Origin of the sequence: Candidatus Avoscillospira sp. LCP25S3_F1 (assembly GCF_052117125.1) — a bacterium.
Taxonomy (GTDB): Bacteria; Bacillota; Clostridia; order Oscillospirales; family Oscillospiraceae; genus Avoscillospira_A.
Genome location: NZ_JBQKJT010000009.1, coordinates 45,400 through 59,888, shown reverse-complemented (window position 1 = coordinate 59,888; position 14,489 = coordinate 45,400). Strand labels below are relative to the sequence as shown.

Annotated in this window: 14 protein-coding genes; 4 read left to right on the top strand and 10 right to left on the bottom strand. The window is 60.4% G+C overall.

All coding sequences use genetic code 11. From position 1 onward, the window contains the following. Position 1: 1 nt before the first annotated feature. The gene (locus ACTQ33_RS09635) at positions 2–817 is read right to left on the bottom strand and encodes a MerR family transcriptional regulator (protein WP_441464252.1); all 816 of its coding nucleotides are present in this window, start codon (positions 815–817) and stop codon (positions 2–4) included. A 115-nt stretch (positions 818–932) separates the two neighbouring features. Here ACTQ33_RS09635 and ACTQ33_RS09630 point away from each other — a divergent pair, with 115 nt between their 5' ends. Then, positions 933–1,673 (top strand): nitroreductase family protein, encoded by a 741-nt coding sequence (locus ACTQ33_RS09630; RefSeq protein ID WP_441464250.1) that lies wholly within the window; start codon positions 933–935, stop codon positions 1,671–1,673. Between the two features lie 58 nt (positions 1,674–1,731). Here ACTQ33_RS09630 and ACTQ33_RS09625 read toward each other — a convergent pair whose 3' ends face one another. The 9 genes from ACTQ33_RS09625 to ACTQ33_RS09585 all read right to left on the bottom strand — a co-directional run bounded on the left by ACTQ33_RS09625 (position 1,732) and on the right by ACTQ33_RS09585 (position 11,290). Further along, a complete protein-coding gene (locus ACTQ33_RS09625) occupies positions 1,732–3,978 on the bottom strand; it encodes a bifunctional diguanylate cyclase/phosphodiesterase (protein WP_441464248.1) in 2,247 nt (748 codons plus the stop codon). 259 nt (positions 3,979–4,237) lie between these two features. Then, positions 4,238–4,663, bottom strand: a complete 426-nt coding sequence (locus ACTQ33_RS09620; RefSeq protein WP_441464247.1) for a flavodoxin — start codon at positions 4,661–4,663, stop codon at positions 4,238–4,240. Between the two features lie 44 nt (positions 4,664–4,707). After that, a complete protein-coding gene (locus ACTQ33_RS09615) occupies positions 4,708–5,259 on the bottom strand; it encodes a DUF3793 family protein (RefSeq protein ID WP_441464246.1) in 552 nt (183 codons plus the stop codon). 332 nt (positions 5,260–5,591) lie between these two features. Next, the gene (locus ACTQ33_RS09610) at positions 5,592–6,416 is read right to left on the bottom strand and encodes a phosphatidylserine decarboxylase (RefSeq protein ID WP_441464244.1); all 825 of its coding nucleotides are present in this window, start codon (positions 6,414–6,416) and stop codon (positions 5,592–5,594) included. Further along, on the bottom strand, positions 6,394–7,098 hold the full coding sequence (locus ACTQ33_RS09605; protein ID WP_441464242.1) for a CDP-alcohol phosphatidyltransferase family protein: 705 nt from the start codon (positions 7,096–7,098) through the stop codon (positions 6,394–6,396). The genes ACTQ33_RS09610 and ACTQ33_RS09605 overlap by 23 nt, the downstream gene beginning before the upstream one ends. 3 nt (positions 7,099–7,101) lie before the next feature. Then, positions 7,102–8,127, bottom strand: coding sequence for a lysylphosphatidylglycerol synthase transmembrane domain-containing protein (locus ACTQ33_RS09600; protein WP_441464240.1), 1,026 nt, complete (start codon positions 8,125–8,127; stop codon positions 7,102–7,104). Between the two features lie 27 nt (positions 8,128–8,154). Next, positions 8,155–8,973 (bottom strand): histidinol-phosphatase HisJ family protein, encoded by an 819-nt coding sequence (locus ACTQ33_RS09595; RefSeq protein WP_441464239.1) that lies wholly within the window; start codon positions 8,971–8,973, stop codon positions 8,155–8,157. Positions 8,974–8,985: 12 nt separating this feature from the next. Next, positions 8,986–10,581 (bottom strand): hypothetical protein, encoded by a 1,596-nt coding sequence (locus ACTQ33_RS09590; RefSeq protein ID WP_441464237.1) that lies wholly within the window; start codon positions 10,579–10,581, stop codon positions 8,986–8,988. Further along, positions 10,574–11,290: an ABC transporter ATP-binding protein gene (locus ACTQ33_RS09585; protein ID WP_441464235.1), complete on the bottom strand. Its 717-nt coding sequence runs from the start codon at positions 11,288–11,290 to the stop codon at positions 10,574–10,576. Before ACTQ33_RS09585 ends, ACTQ33_RS09590 begins: the two co-directional genes overlap by 8 nt. Positions 11,291–11,463: 173 nt before the next feature. On the opposite strand from ACTQ33_RS09585, the gene ACTQ33_RS09580 reads away from it, so the two are divergent. From ACTQ33_RS09580 to hisD, 3 genes are read left to right on the top strand one after another with little or no spacing between them, the layout of a single operon-like run. Beyond that, positions 11,464–12,576, top strand: coding sequence for an ATP phosphoribosyltransferase regulatory subunit (locus ACTQ33_RS09580; RefSeq protein WP_441464233.1), 1,113 nt, complete (start codon positions 11,464–11,466; stop codon positions 12,574–12,576). Beyond that, entirely contained in the window at positions 12,569–13,210 is a 642-nt protein-coding gene (gene hisG / locus ACTQ33_RS09575; RefSeq protein ID WP_441464432.1) for an ATP phosphoribosyltransferase, read from the top strand. The genes ACTQ33_RS09580 and hisG overlap by 8 nt, the downstream gene beginning before the upstream one ends. Next, positions 13,207–14,487 carry a histidinol dehydrogenase gene (gene hisD, locus ACTQ33_RS09570; protein WP_441464231.1) on the top strand — a complete coding sequence of 427 codons (1,281 nt, stop codon included), beginning with the start codon at positions 13,207–13,209 and terminating at the stop codon, positions 14,485–14,487. The genes hisG and hisD overlap by 4 nt, the downstream gene beginning before the upstream one ends. Positions 14,488–14,489 lie beyond the last annotated feature (2 nt).

Sequence of the window (14,489 nt, the reverse complement as noted above, 5' to 3'; positions counted from 1 at the left end):
ATCACCGTACCTGTATGTCGATCTGGGTCAGATAGTCCTCCGGCGTTGGACTGACGGTCTCATTGATGACGGTCTCATAGGCGTAGCCCGTCAAGGCAATGCCCTGTTCTTCAGCATAGGCCAGCATCCGTTCATAGGCCGCCGGGACCTGCTCCCAATACCCCCGACAATAGGCCCGCAGATAGGTGCCGCCGGGGCGGATATGCTGCCGCGGCACGGCGGCGGCGTCGGGACACCGCAGAAAAATGGCCGTATACCCCCAGAAATCCCGTTGCATCAGCCGTTCCACCGGAATCATGGCCCCGTAGTCGATGCCATAGAGCCGCCGGAGGCCATGGTCCGCTACGGCCTGCTGGGACGTCTGTACATCCTCCTCCAGGGTAGCGGTCCGGGAGGTTTCCAGCAGAGCCAGACGGCACGGTTCCACGGTCACCAGCCCCATCTGGTCCGGGTCCACCTGCCGCAGCTGCTCCAGGGATTGCCGCTGGCGGCCCAAGGCTTCCTGCAATTCCCGCAGATGGGCAATGGCCGCGTCCAGTTCCGCCGCTTTTTCCGCCATCAGCGTGTCCAGTTCCTCCACAGACCGGTGGGCCATCCATGCCCGGATATCGGGAATGGACATATTCAGCTCCCGCAGCATGAGGATGGTGCCCAGGGTGGCGCTCTGTAGAAAACTGTAATACCGGTAACCGTTCTCCCCCACCACCGCCGGACGGAACAGGCCGATTTCATCGTACCACATCAGTGTCTTTTTATGGATGCCGTGGGCTTTGGCAAATTCCCCAATGGTATAGAGATGTCTGGCATCCTGGGGCATGGGTCCCACCTCCTGTGTCGTTTTGGATACTATAGCATATGTCGTTGCTTTTTGCAGCCCTATGGAGTATACTGGAAAAAAACAGAAGGAGGCGGGCCTTGGGCCCAAGTATGGTATGAACGAGATTTTACGCGCACTGCATGAGAGAAAATCGGTGCGGCTCTATGAGGACCGGCCCGTCCCCGATTCGGTGAAGGCCGCCGTCCTGGAAGCCGCGGTACAAGCCCCCACGGCGGGCAATCAACAGCTGTACACCATTCTGGATATCACTGATCCGCAGCTCAAGCACGCCTTGTCCATCACCTGCGACAATCAGCCCTTTATCGCCCAGGCCCCCATGGTTCTGGTGTTTCTGGCCGACTGCAAAAAATGGTACGACGCCTACCACTACGCCGATTGCAGCCCCCGGGAGCCCGGCGTGGGCGACCTGCTATTGGCCGTCAGCGACGCCAATATTGCCGCTCAGAACGCCGTCACCGCTGCGGAAAGCCTGGGACTGGGTTCCTGCTACATCGGCGATATCATGGAGCACGCCGCTGAGCAGCGCCGTCTGCTCCATCTGCCGGACTACGTCTTCCCTGCCGCCATGGTGGTATTCGGTTATCCCACGGAGCAGCAGCGCCGCCGTCCCAAACCCACCCGCTGCCCCATGGAGCAGATCGTCCACGAGAACGGGTACCGTATCCTCGACGAGACGGAACTGCGCCATATGCTGGAGGACAAGGCCGGGCAGAAGCCCTATGAAGCGTGGCTCAACGCCTTCTGTCAGCGGAAGTACAACTCAGCGTTTTCCCGGGAGATGACCCGATCTGTAGCTGCGTATCTGCGGCAATACCAGATGTCGGAGGAAGATTGACCGTATCAGAATATACAATTATGGGGCGTGCTGCCAACACAGCACGCCCCAACCTATTTTATTGCATAAACGTTTCATCAAAGGTCTTCACATCGACGGGCTTACTGTAGTAGTAGCCCTGTCCCAGGTCACAGTGCAGCTCCCGCAGCAAGGCTTCGTCCTCCGCCGTTTCCACACCCTCGGCCACCGTTTCCAATCCCATAGTCCGGGCAAACTGGATGATCTGGTCCAGAATCGCCCGCCGCCGGGCGGCGTCCTCCTCGGTGGCCGCCATGGCCAGAAAGCCCCGGTCCAGCTTCAATTCATCGATTTTCAGCTGATACAGCGCATTGAGGGACGAATATCCCGTGCCGAAGTCGTCCATGGACACCCGGAAGCCCTGTTGATGGAGCTGATCGATGACGTCGTTCAGCTCCTTCGTGTTGCCCGTAGCCACGCCTTCCAAAATCTCCAGCGTCACATACCGGGGCGGCACATCATATTTCCGGACAATGGCGGTGAGTTTTTCCACATACCCCGCGCTGAAGAACAGCAGCCGCGTCTGGTTGACCGAAATGGGAATCGGTACCCGGCCCGCATCCATCCACCGCCGCAGCTGGCGGCACACCTGATCCATCATGTAGAGGTCCAGCTGCGTACAGAATCCGTTTTCTTCAAACAGGGGAATAAACTCGTTGGGATACCGGTAGGTGCCGTCGTGCTTGCGCCACCGGACCAACGCCTCTGCACCGGCCAGGGCGCCGGTGTCCAGCCGGAACTTAGGCTGCAAAAACAGCTCGTATTCCTCCTGTTCCAGAGCAATCTTCATGGTGTTTTCAATCTGACACTTGCGCCGTTCCTCTGCGTGGACCTTGGCATCGTAGAAGGAAATCTCCGTCTGCATGGAAGCCTGAATGCTCTGCATTGCCAGCAGCGCCTGAACCCGGTCGCCTCCCACGGCCACACCGCAGTACAGAGCCAAACCGCCGCCGTAGTGCTTCTGCCACGATGTGCGGACGGCGGCGGTGAGCCGTTCCACCCGCTCTCGCAGAACCGCTTTGTCCGTATCTTCCATCAGAATATAGAACAGGTCCGCCGCATCACGACAGAAAAATTCTCCCGGACGCATCTGCTCTTCAATGGCAGTCTTCAAATCCCGCAGGACCTGATCGCCGCCGGCGGAGCCGTGGAGCTCATTGATAAACTTGAACCGGTGGATATTGACGGCCACAATGCCATAAGGCAAATGCTGGGCCTTGCGGGCTTCCAGACGCTGCTCAAACCGGACGGCGTTCTCTGCGCCGGTGACCGGGTCATAATACGCCAGCTTCATCAGCGCCGCACTGTTGCGCCGGAATGCCATATAGCCCAGGTACAGGATGGCTACCGCCACCAGCACCACCAGAGACAGCGCCACCGCCGCCACCAGCAGAATATGGCCCATATACTGGGAGGTACTCATATCCGTATCGGCGCAGTAGAGATACCAGTTGTTGATGCCCACCGGTTCAATATAAAACTGATACCGGTTGCCCTCATAGACAAAGGACGAGGAGGCACTCTCCTGATTGGCAAATGCCCTTCGCGCCGCCTCCTGGGCCTCTTCCGGCATAAAGGAGTCATCAAGCAGCGTCTCCGGCTGTTCCTTAATGACGGAATACGCCGAGCGGATGAGAAACTCTCCCTGGTCATTGAGCAAATGGAGATATCGCTTACTGCCCAGTACCGTATCGCCGCTGAGTATTTCCTCAAAAATACCGATGTTGTCGCAGGCCGCCAGAACGCCTGCCACCGATCCGCCTTTATACACCGGCACACTGTACACACACAGCTTTTCATTGTTGGCTGCTGTCCTGAAGTCGGCGCTGGAAAAAAGCCGTGAAATGCTCTCCTTTCCCTCAAACGCCGATTCCACCGTGTCGATCACATCCGTCTGGCACTGCACCAGTGGGAACGATTGCGGATTATCCACATCGCTCCGCGTCATCACCCCCATACGGTCCTGGGTGAACAACGCCATGTTTACAAAATCATTGCTGCCGTTGGCCGCCTGCAATACCGTATGCAGCCGCTCCCGGTCCTCCAGATCCTCATAGGACAGAATGGAGGCCGCCGTCCGCAAACACTGGAAGTTGTAATCGATCTGCTTGAGAATTCGTTTTTTATACTCCTGCGTCTCTGCCTGCAGCTGCATCTGGGTCGACTCCTGCATAGACTGATACAGATAGTACAGCACGCCGCCCGACGCCACGCAGAGCGCCAAAACCACGATTATAACGCCCAGGGTCAGTCTGTGGAGCTTGTGCTTCATAGCTGTCTCCGTCACTGTGTCCACCTCCCGACGCCCATGGAAGTTTTATGCAATCTCTTTTACCATCATACGTTTTTTTAAGAGATTCGTCAAGCAATTATACACAGAAAGCGGACTTCTATGCACTTTTACCGAAAATGGCATACGGAATCCCTGTCCTTTCCATTTCTTTTTGCAAGTCCCTGTCTATGCTGTGCGCACAGTGTTGCCGAAAAAGCGGGCGTACCGCCGATTCCTGCGGTACGCCCGTTCCGTTATGCCATTGGTGCGTTGTTTAGGATGCCAGCGTCCGGCCCAGCGCCTGGCAGGCGGTCACGGCCTCATCGTCGGGGGCCTCGTTGCAGATGACGCCGTCGGACACCAAGTCGGCGCCGTCTGCGCGGACCTGCTCCTGCCAGTTGCGCATCCACTCGCCGTCGCCCCAGCCGTAGGAGCCGAAGAGCCCCAACCGCTTCCCCCGGATGCCGCCGCGGCAGCGTTCAAACATGGGCGCGAACTCCGTCTCCTCCAATTCCTCGGCGCCCATGGACGGGCAGCCGAAGGCGACTGCGTCGAACTGGTCCAGCGTTTCCGCCGTAAACTCCGCCGCGGTCTTCACCACGGCTTCGCCGCCGGCATCGCTGACACCCTGGGCCACCGCCGCCGCCATGGCTTCCGTATTGCCTGTTCCACTCCAATAAACCACTGCGATCTTGCTCATTTGTATTCCAACCTTTCTATCATCATATGGATGGGATGACACGTTTATGATCCGGCCACAGCCAGACGTTCAATTGATTTGCCGCCGGCCAACTGGCGGCAGTACACCTGGGTACACTTCCGGTAGCGGTCAAAAAGCTTCTCCGCCGCCCGGGCATCGCCGTAAACCTTCCAGCAGCCGACACAGGTGCAGTCGGTGCGGCCATCAAGAAATCCCCGGACGTCCTCCGGGGGATATCCCAGAAACAACCCAATTTCATGGGGGAATTCCACGCTGCCTGCCAGCCGCCGCCGGAGATGGGTCAGGCACGCTTCGGCACTGTCGCTGTCATAGCCCCGGGGCCGCAGCAGCGCCGCCGCCGCATCCCGGCACAAGTCCCGCTGGAGCCGCTCGGGCCGAAACAGATACAGGAGCGCCCGTCCGTTTCGACGGCGCAGCAGCGTCAACCGCAGTCCCTTCCCTGCCAGCCGTCGGTTCCATCGGGCCACCGTCTCCCCCATCGCCTCGCCGTCGCCGCAGACACAGGTAAAGAGACTGCCCGTTTTCAATCCCGCCAGCGTTGGCGAACAGTGCTGCACCAGCAGTTGTTCCGACATAGATGCCTCCTTTTCTAGTTAGTTTATTCTAACTACATCCCTTTAAAAATACCTCCACATTGGAGGTTAGTTGTTTCTAACCGCATAATACCATAGCCGTTCTGCTTTGTCAAGGGAGATTTTCCGTTGTGCAGTTTTTCGCACAGCGCAGTGATACATGTCTCTCAGCTGCTCCCACTCGTAGCCATCGCCGTCCAGACATCGTAATATTCAGCATAGTCGTAAATCAACTCGGATTCCATGCCCCAATCTGCTCCTGATAATATGCAATGTGGTATGGACAAAGAACCGCCGTCCTTAGCCGGACAGCGGTTCTTTCTATGGATTTTCATTCAATCCAGCAGGCTTTCTCCCCAGTAAATCCGGGTTTCCCAGCCCTGTTCGGTATTGCGGAAAAATTCCTGAGGCAGGGTGACGTTCTCCGGAAGCAGAAGCACAATCGTGGAGCCGCCGAACTGGAAATAGCCCTTTTCCTGTCCCCGTCGTACCGTCCCTGTGACCGGATGGTTCACGATGCGGCCCACCAGCAGCGCCCCAACCTCCACCATGGCCAGGTCTCCCAGCTTCTCACTGTGGAGCACCATATACTGGCGGGCATTCTCCTTATAGATGGGATACTGGTCATTGGCTACGGGCTGGACCGTATGGAATCGGCCTGGAATGGTCCCCGTCTCCCCCACCGTGCCGTCCACCGGAAAGCAATAACGGTGGTAATCGTCCACAGCCAATCGGAGAATCAGCGCCGTTCCGCCTGCAAACCGCCGGGCCAACGCTTCATCCCGCAGCAGCGTCGAAACGGTATAGACGGTATGCTTTACCGTAAAGCGGAGGTCCCCGGTGATGGGATAGGCCGAGGCGCGGCCATCGCAAGGGCTGACCAGGGCCGCATCGCTCAGGGGCCGCAGTTCCGGACGGATGCGACGGCAGAAAAATTCGTTGTAGCTGCCGTACTCCTCGGGCAGATAGTCTCCCAGTTCGATGCCGCTGCGCCGGACAAAGGGGTCGATCAGACAGCGGGAAACCCGTTGAGACAGCAGCCATCCGGCGGCCCGCGACAGGCCCGGCTGCACCAGGGGCTTCAGCAGCAGCCGCCCCACAGCGGTACCGTAGAGGAACCGCAGACTCCGGGACGGCTCAGGTGTGCTCCTGGATCTCATCGATGATCTCCTCCACCACGGGGTTGGACTCGTCGGCTGGATGGGGCAGGCGGAACCGGGTTCGGGCATAGATGATGCTTACGGTAACGGCCACCACCGCCACCAGGGCCAGGATGGTTTTCAGGCCCGGCTTTTTCAGCGGAAAGTCCAGAATGAACAGCAGGCCCACCACGCCCAGCAGCACATGAAGCAGCACGAGAAACGTCAGTTGTGACACGACAAATTGCAGCCAGAAGGTCATGGGCAGCAGAAACGCCATGGAGGTGACGGGCAGACCGTGGTACGTCTTGTTGCAGACGCCCTCGGACTGCTGCCGCTCTGTTTCCAGCACATTGAAGAAGGACAGGCGGATCACGGCGCAGAGGCAGTAAAAGCACACCAGAATCAAGCCCAAAACACCGCGGACCCCCAGCAGATAGCAGATAAACGCCGGGAACAATCCAAAGCACACCACATCGCAGAGGGAATCCAGCTGGATACCGAAGTTCTTCTCCCGATTGGTCCGGTCCTTTTTGGTCCGGGCAATGCGGCCGTCGAAGGCGTCGCAGACGCCGGAAAAGGCCAGACAGAACACGGCGGCCTTGTAATCGCCGTGGATGGCCTGGGTCATGCCGATCACCGACGACACCAGCCCCACATAGGTCAGAATGACCGTGTAATCATAGACGCCCAGAAACTTCATGGATCACGTTCCTTTCTCTTGGGGCTCCCGCAGCAGGAACGAGGCGGCCAGGGTCATGACCGCGCTGAGGAGCAGTTGGGTGTAATAGCTGATGCCCCGGCTGATGACCATGGCCGGCAGCACCAGGTCCGGCCCGAACACCGGTTCAAACAGGGTGAGAAACAGGTTTTCACTGACGCCCATGCCGCCGGGCAGGGGCAGCATATCGGCGGCCACGGAGATCATGGCCTGGAGCGTCGTCACCACCGACAGAGGCTGCTGAGACAGGGCAAAGGCCCGGTATGTAAACCATGTAACAAGGAACAGCAGGCACCGCTGCACAAAGGTGATGGCAAACACCCGAACAATGACGCCCCGGTGGGTCCGGTAAAAGGATGCCGCGCCCCGGTACTGTTCCACCATCTGGTGGAGCTGTTCCTGACGCTGTTCCAACGAGCGAAAGGGCCGGATGCGGTGGACCAGGGCCAGGGCCCGGCGGGCCAGCCCCTCCGCCGCCGTTGGATGGAACACCAGCAGCAGCAAGACGGTGATGCAGACCACATTGAGACCCATACCCAGGTAAATCACCGGTTCCGCCGGCGCCAGAAACGCCATGAACCGTGGGGGCCGCAGCAGCATGACAGCGCCGCCGAGAATCACCAGTACCAATTTATAGGTGATGGTGACAATGGCCAGAACCACCGCCGACACAGCCACAGGAATCCGGTCCTTCCGCATGGCCACAATCTGCATGGGCTGGCCGCCGGAGGCCGACGGGGTGATGCAGCTGTAAAAAAAGCCGATAAAGGAGTAAAGGCAGCAGTGGCTCGGTTTGACCGTCACACCCAGCTGGCGGAGCAGGTAGCCGATGACGAGGGATTCTCCCAGGATAAACCCCACCACACAGAGGACGCCCGCCGCCACACAGCGCCAATCGGCCCGGGCTAAATCCTGGAGCACCGCCCGTAAGTTTTGACCGTGGAAAACGCTCCAAAGGGTCAGCAGGAACACCGCCGCCAGAAAGAGCAGATTTCCGGTTTTCTTCTTCACTGCTTCCACCTCCCGGATACCGGTCTTTTATGGTTCAATGGCTACCTCCTGCCACCGCCCCCCCAGCAGCACCCGGTGGGTCCGGAACCCACAGTGGAGGGCCAACTGGGCTGCCTGATCGAAATAGGCCGTGATGGCGTCGGCGCTGTGGGCATCGCTGGAAATCACAATGGCACCGCCAAACGCTTGAATGGCCCGCAGCAGCGGTTCCGACGGATAGGGCGCTGTCCGGTATCCCCGGCTCATAGCCCCGGTGTTGATCTCAAACACACCGCCCTGACGGCACAGGTGCTCCAGGACTTCCAGGGCTGTGTCCCGGTACCGGCGGTCGCTTTCGTCAAAACACCGTCCCGCCTCATTGAATTTGGTGGGCAAGTCATAGTGACCGATGAAGTCGCAGCCGGTCACGTCCAAAATCCGTGCCATCTCTGTGAAGTAGCGGCGGGTCATGGCGTACCAGTCGCCTCCGAAGTGCTCCGCCACGCCACGCCGGAGAATTTCTTCTGTGTGGTCCACGCTGAGATATCCCCCGTCCACAGGAACCTCATGGGCCGAGCCGATGGTGTAGTCCCGGTCGAAGGTCGGCGCTTCTCCATGAAGCTCCGCCTCCACACCCAGATAAATCTCCATGCGGCCCCGGTAGTTCTCCTGCAAGGTATGGACGGCGGCCACGTACTGCCGGGTACTCTCCGGCGTCATGCAGAAGTCCAGATTGTGCTGCGCATAACAGTGTCCGGAAAAGCCGTAGGCCAGCAGCCCCGCGTTCCAGGCAGCTGCCGCCATTTCTTCCGCGGTATTTCTGCCGTCGCAGCAGGTGGTATGACTGTGATAGTTGGTTCGGATCAACGCAATCCCTCCTTATGACAGGGTGGAAAACCGCTTGGCCCCCTTGGTTCGGAGCCACCGGTACAGCAGCCCGTCGGCTGCGGCCAGCAGCAGGAGGTAGACGGTGAGGACAGACTGCACACCGCAGAAGTCCCAGAGGAAGTAGGTCAGGAAGCCCAGGCACAGAATCAGGGCCATCTCTCCGAAGCCGGCGGCCATGACGCTGCCGCTGTTTTTGATGGCGTAGGCCTCGCTCTCCCAGTCCAAACGGGGCATCAGCAGATTGAGCACCAGGCCCAGCAGGTTGTGGAACAGGCAGTAGGCCAGGCACAAAGCAAAAAGTAGGACAGCATCCCACAGGCCGGGGCTGATGGCCCAGGTCAGGACGACGCAGGCCAGGAGCACAGGGGGCATGGTAATCCAGCAGCCCATGCGCAGTTTGGCCCGGAGGCCCTGCCAGGGGGTGATGGGCAGGGACTGGGCCAGCCAGAGGGTCTTGCCGTCCAGCGAGACGGCGGAACAGGTCAGATAATCGACGGTCACCAGGAAGGCCACGGCGGCGACGCCCACGGCCACGCCCACAGGGCGCATCTGGGGCAGGTAGTCCAACAGGTCCGCCACCACGGGCTGCTGCACCGCCAGATAGATGGAGCCAGCCACCAGGAGCAGCGAGCCCAGACAGCCGTTGAGGAGATAGCTGGGGGTGTTCCACAGCCGTTTCAGCTCCCGCCGCAGCAGCGCCCGGTCGACGGAGGACACCTTGAGGGGCTTTTCCCGGTAGCGAATTTTCTTTCCGCTCCGGTGCGTGATGACGATAGATGCAAAGCTGCGGCTCAGGAGTGCGTAGACGACGGCAAAGGACGCCAGGGCACAGAGGGCAAAGAGCAGGAAGCCCAATGGGCTGCCCAAACAGCCCAGTCCCAGCTGATAGAAGGGATAAAGGGCCTTCTGGACTGTTCCTGCCACGGATTCACCGTTGGCCAGCAGCATCTGAAGCAGCTCATTGATCTGGGTATAGCCGTAGAAATAGGCGGCCATAAATGCCAGGGACAGAAGCACCGTGGCAATATTTTTCTTTGCCATGCGGGCCGTCAGCAATGCCACCAGCCATCCCAGGAGACAGGACAGCACCAGAGAGAGCAAGGGCAGCAACGGCAGGGTCAAAAGCAGGAACACCAAACCCAGCGGGGCTAGGCCGATCTGCACCTGCCAAATAACAGCGGCCGGGACCATGACCACCAGCACCAGGAACAACGCCTGGACGTAGAGCACCACCATACGGCTCAGTAAAATCCACTTGGGCGGGATGGGCATGGCCAGAAGCATTTCGTTGTCCTTGGCCTCAAAGAGCTGGCTTTTGGTGGAAAAGATGCTGCCCACTACGCCCAGCGCCACAGCGGTGATGGCCATAAGCGCAAAGTAGAGCCAGTCCAGCTCCAGCTGGTACAGGGGCATGCAGAGGGTGTCGGCCATGGAGCCGAACAACCAGCAGAAGACGCCCAGCACATAGAGCATCAGGAGGGCGTATAAGATGAGACTGCCGCCGGTCCGCTGCTTACCCTTGCGTCCGCTGCGGAGCAAGGTGCGGAACAGCTGTAAAAACCGGGCGCGGAGAAGCGCTTTAACCATGGCTCTCCCCCTCCAATTCCAGGAACACCGTCTCCAGGGAGTCATCACCCTTGACCTCCTCCATGGTGCCGGAACGCAGGAGTTTTCCCTTGTGGATGATGGCAACCTTATCACAGAGCCGCTCCGCCACATCCAGGACATGGGTAGAGAAGAAAATGGCGCCGCCCCGGCGGCAGATGTCACGCATCAGCTCTTTGACCTGGTGGGTCGCCTTGGGGTCCAGCCCCACAAAGGGTTCGTCCAGAATCACCAGCTGAGGCTCGTGGATCAGGGCCGAGATGATGGCCAATTTCTGTTTCATGCCATGGGAATACGCGCTGATGGGCTGGGCCAGATCGCCGGTGAGCTCGAAGGCGTCGGCGTAGCGGCGGACACGCTCCTGTCGCTCCTTCTGCGGCACGCCGAAAATATCGGCAATGAAATTGAGAAATTGGATACCGCTCATATAGTCGTACAGGTCCGGATTGTCGGGGATGTAGGCAATTTTCTGCTTGCAGGCCAGGGGATTTTCTTTCACGGACACGCCGTCCACATAGATTTCGCCCCGGTCAAACTGCAAAATGCCGCAGCAGGACTTGATGGTGGTGGTTTTTCCCGCGCCGTTGTGGCCGATGAAGCCGTAGATTTCGCCGCGCCGGATGTGGAGGGACAGATCATCCACGGCGGTTTTATCGCCGTAGGTTTTGGTCAGATGCTCGATTCTCAGCATGGATTCGACTCCTTTCCCCGGAGGGTTTTTCCCATGGTATCACACAACGGCTCCGTTGTAAATATTCCGTGTTATTTATTCTATTTCGGTAAATCGCTAATTGACTAAGAGCGTTTCCTGTGATATGATACCCTCACTGAACTACCCCCACCACAGTGCAAGGAGGAATCCCCATGGAATCCCTGGAATCGGCCCTGCGGCCCGACGAACGCACCAGTCTGGCGCTGCGCCGTCTCTACGGCCAGCACGGCTACCGGCAGTACAAGGTCAGCAAATTTGAAGAATACGACCTGTATGCCCGCAACAAGCGCTTTCTCGTCAGCGACTCTGTGCTGACGTTCACCGACACCGACGGACGGCTCATGGCCCTCAAGCCCGACGTGACCCTGTCCATCATCAAAAACGCCAAGGACGGCGACGCCTGCCTCCAAAAACTCTGCTACCATGAGACGGTCTACCGCCCCGGCGGCAGCGGGACCTTCCGGGAAATCCAGCAGGCCGGCCTGGAGTGTCTGGGCCGTCTGGACCTCTACACGGTCTGCGAAGTCCTGATGCTGGCGGTCCGCAGCCTGGAGACTATCTCCGACCACTGCGTCCTGAACCTGACCCACTTGGGGCTTCTGGAAACGGTGCTGGACGGTCTGACGGCGGACGAAACCACCCGGGCCGCCATTCTGCGGTGCATGGCCCGCAAGAGCCGCCATGAGCTGGCTCAGGCCTGCGCCGAGGGCGGCGTATCCGACGAGGGGACCCGCCGCCTGCTGGAGCTGACGGAGCTCCACGGCCAGTTTGAAACCGTCCTGCCCCGGCTGCGGGCCTTCCCCGGCGTGGAACCCTACGTCCGGGAGCTGGAGGCCATGGCCGACCTGCTGGCCGACTGGGGCGTGGCGGGCCGCGTGGCCCTGGACTTCTCCCTCACGGGGGACCTGGACTACTACAGCGGCGTGGTGTTCCAGGGCTATGTGGACGGGGCCCCGGGCCGGGTGCTGTCCGGCGGCCGGTACGATAAGCTCATGGAGCGGCTGGGCAAGCACAGCGGGGCCATCGGCTTTGCCGTGTATCTGGACCAGCTGGAGCGGCTGGGAAAACCCGCCGCCCGCACCGTGGACGCCCTGCTCCTCTATGACGAGGACGAGGACCCCCGGCAGGTATTGCAGGCCGTGAAGCTGCTGCGCTCCAATGGAAAGACGGTCCGGGCCCAGCGGTGCCGGGACGACGCCCTGGCCTGCGGCCAGGTGCTGCAATTGAAGAACGGGAGGTTGGAGATTCTTGCAACCGATGATTAACGTGGCCCTGCCCAAGGGCCGTTTGGGCGAAAAAGTCCTTGCCATCCTGGAGTCGGCCGGGTATCCCTGCCCCGCCATCCACGACCCGGGGCGGCGGCTGATTTTTGAGAACGAGGAATCCGGCGTCCGCTACTTCTGGGTCAAGCCCAGCGATGTGGCCATCTATGTGGAGCGGGGCGCGGCGGACGTGGGCGTCGTGGGCAAGGACATTCTGCTGGAGTACCGGCCCGACGTCTATGAACTGCTTGATTTGCACATGGGCAAGTGCCGCATGTGCGTGGCAGGCCCCAAGACCTTCCGGGACGACCCGGAGAAAACCCTGCGGGTGGCCACGAAATTCCCCCACATCGCCCGGGATTACTACGCCGGACGCAGCCGGGAAATTGATATCATCAAGCTCAACGGCTCCATTGAGCTGGCCCCGATTCTGGGCCTGTCCGACGTGATTGTGGACATTGTGGAGACGGGCGCCACCCTGCGGGAAAACGATCTGGACGCGTTGGAAACGATTGTGCCCATCAGCGCCCGGCTCATCGCCAACAAATCCAGCTACCAGTTTCAGACAGAGGCCATCCGCGCCATGGGCGACGCCGTGGCCCAGCGGGTGGCTCAGCGGGAGGAAGAACAGAAATGATGCGCATTTATGAATACGGCCAGGTCTCCAACGAGGAGATCTTCGCCCGGGTGGAGCCGGAGGTGGACGTGACCGCCGTGGTGCGGGACATTCTGGCCGACGTGCGGAACCGGGGCGACGCGGCCCTCTACGACTACTGCCGCCGCTTTGACCGGGCCGACCTCACGGCCCTGGAAGTGACGCCCGAGGAATGGGACGCGGCAATCAGCAAAGTGGACAAAAAACTGCTGGCTGTTTTGGAGCAGTCCGCCAAAAATATCGAGGCGTTCCACCGCCGCCAGGTCCGCACGGACTTTGTCCTCACGGACCGGCCCGGCATGGTCCTGGGCCAGAAGATCACGCCGCTACAGCGGGTGGGCCTCTACATCCCCGGCGGCACGGCCTGCTATCCCTCGTCGGTGCTGATGAACGCCATCCCCGCCAAGATCGCCGGGGTGCCCGAGCGCATTATGGTGACGCCTGCCAACGGCGGCAGTCTGAACCCGGCCATTCTGGCCGCGGCGAAAATCGCCGGGGTCAACCGGATTTTCAAGCTGGGCGGCGCCCAGGCCGTGGCGGCCCTGGCCTACGGCACCGAGTCGGTGCCCCGGGTCGATAAGATCGTCGGCCCCGGCAACGCCTATGTGGCCGAGGCGAAACGCCAGGTCTTCGGCCAGGTGTCCATCGACATGATCGCCGGGCCCAGCGAGATTCTGGTGGTGGCCGACGGCACCAACAACCCCGCCCACCTGGCCGCCGACCTGTTGTCCCAGGCCGAGCACGACAAGCTGGCCTCGGCGGTGCTGGTCACCGACAGCCGCCCCCTGGCCGAGGCCGTGGCGGCGGAGGTGGAGCGGCAGCTGAAGCTGCTGCCCCGGGAGGAAATCGCCCGGGCCTCCATCGAGAACAACGGCAAACTCATCGTGGCCCAGTCCCTGGACCAGGCCATCGACATCGCCAACGAGATCGCCCCGGAGCACCTGGAGCTGGCCGTGGACAACCCCTTTGACCACCTGTCTAAGGTCCGCAACGCCGGGTCCATCTTCCTGGGCAAGTACTGCCCCGAAGCCCTGGGCGACTACTGGGCCGGACCCAATCACACCCTGCCCACCATGGGCACCGCCCGGTTCTCCAGTCCCCTGTCCGTGGACTATTTCATCAAGAAATCCTCCTTTACCTACTATACCGCCGACGCCCTGGAGGCCGTGGCCGGGGACATTGCCGCCTTTGCCGAGAGCGAGGGCCTGCGGGGCCATGGCCGGTCGGTGCAGATTCGCTTTGCCGGGGAGGGATTTTAAGA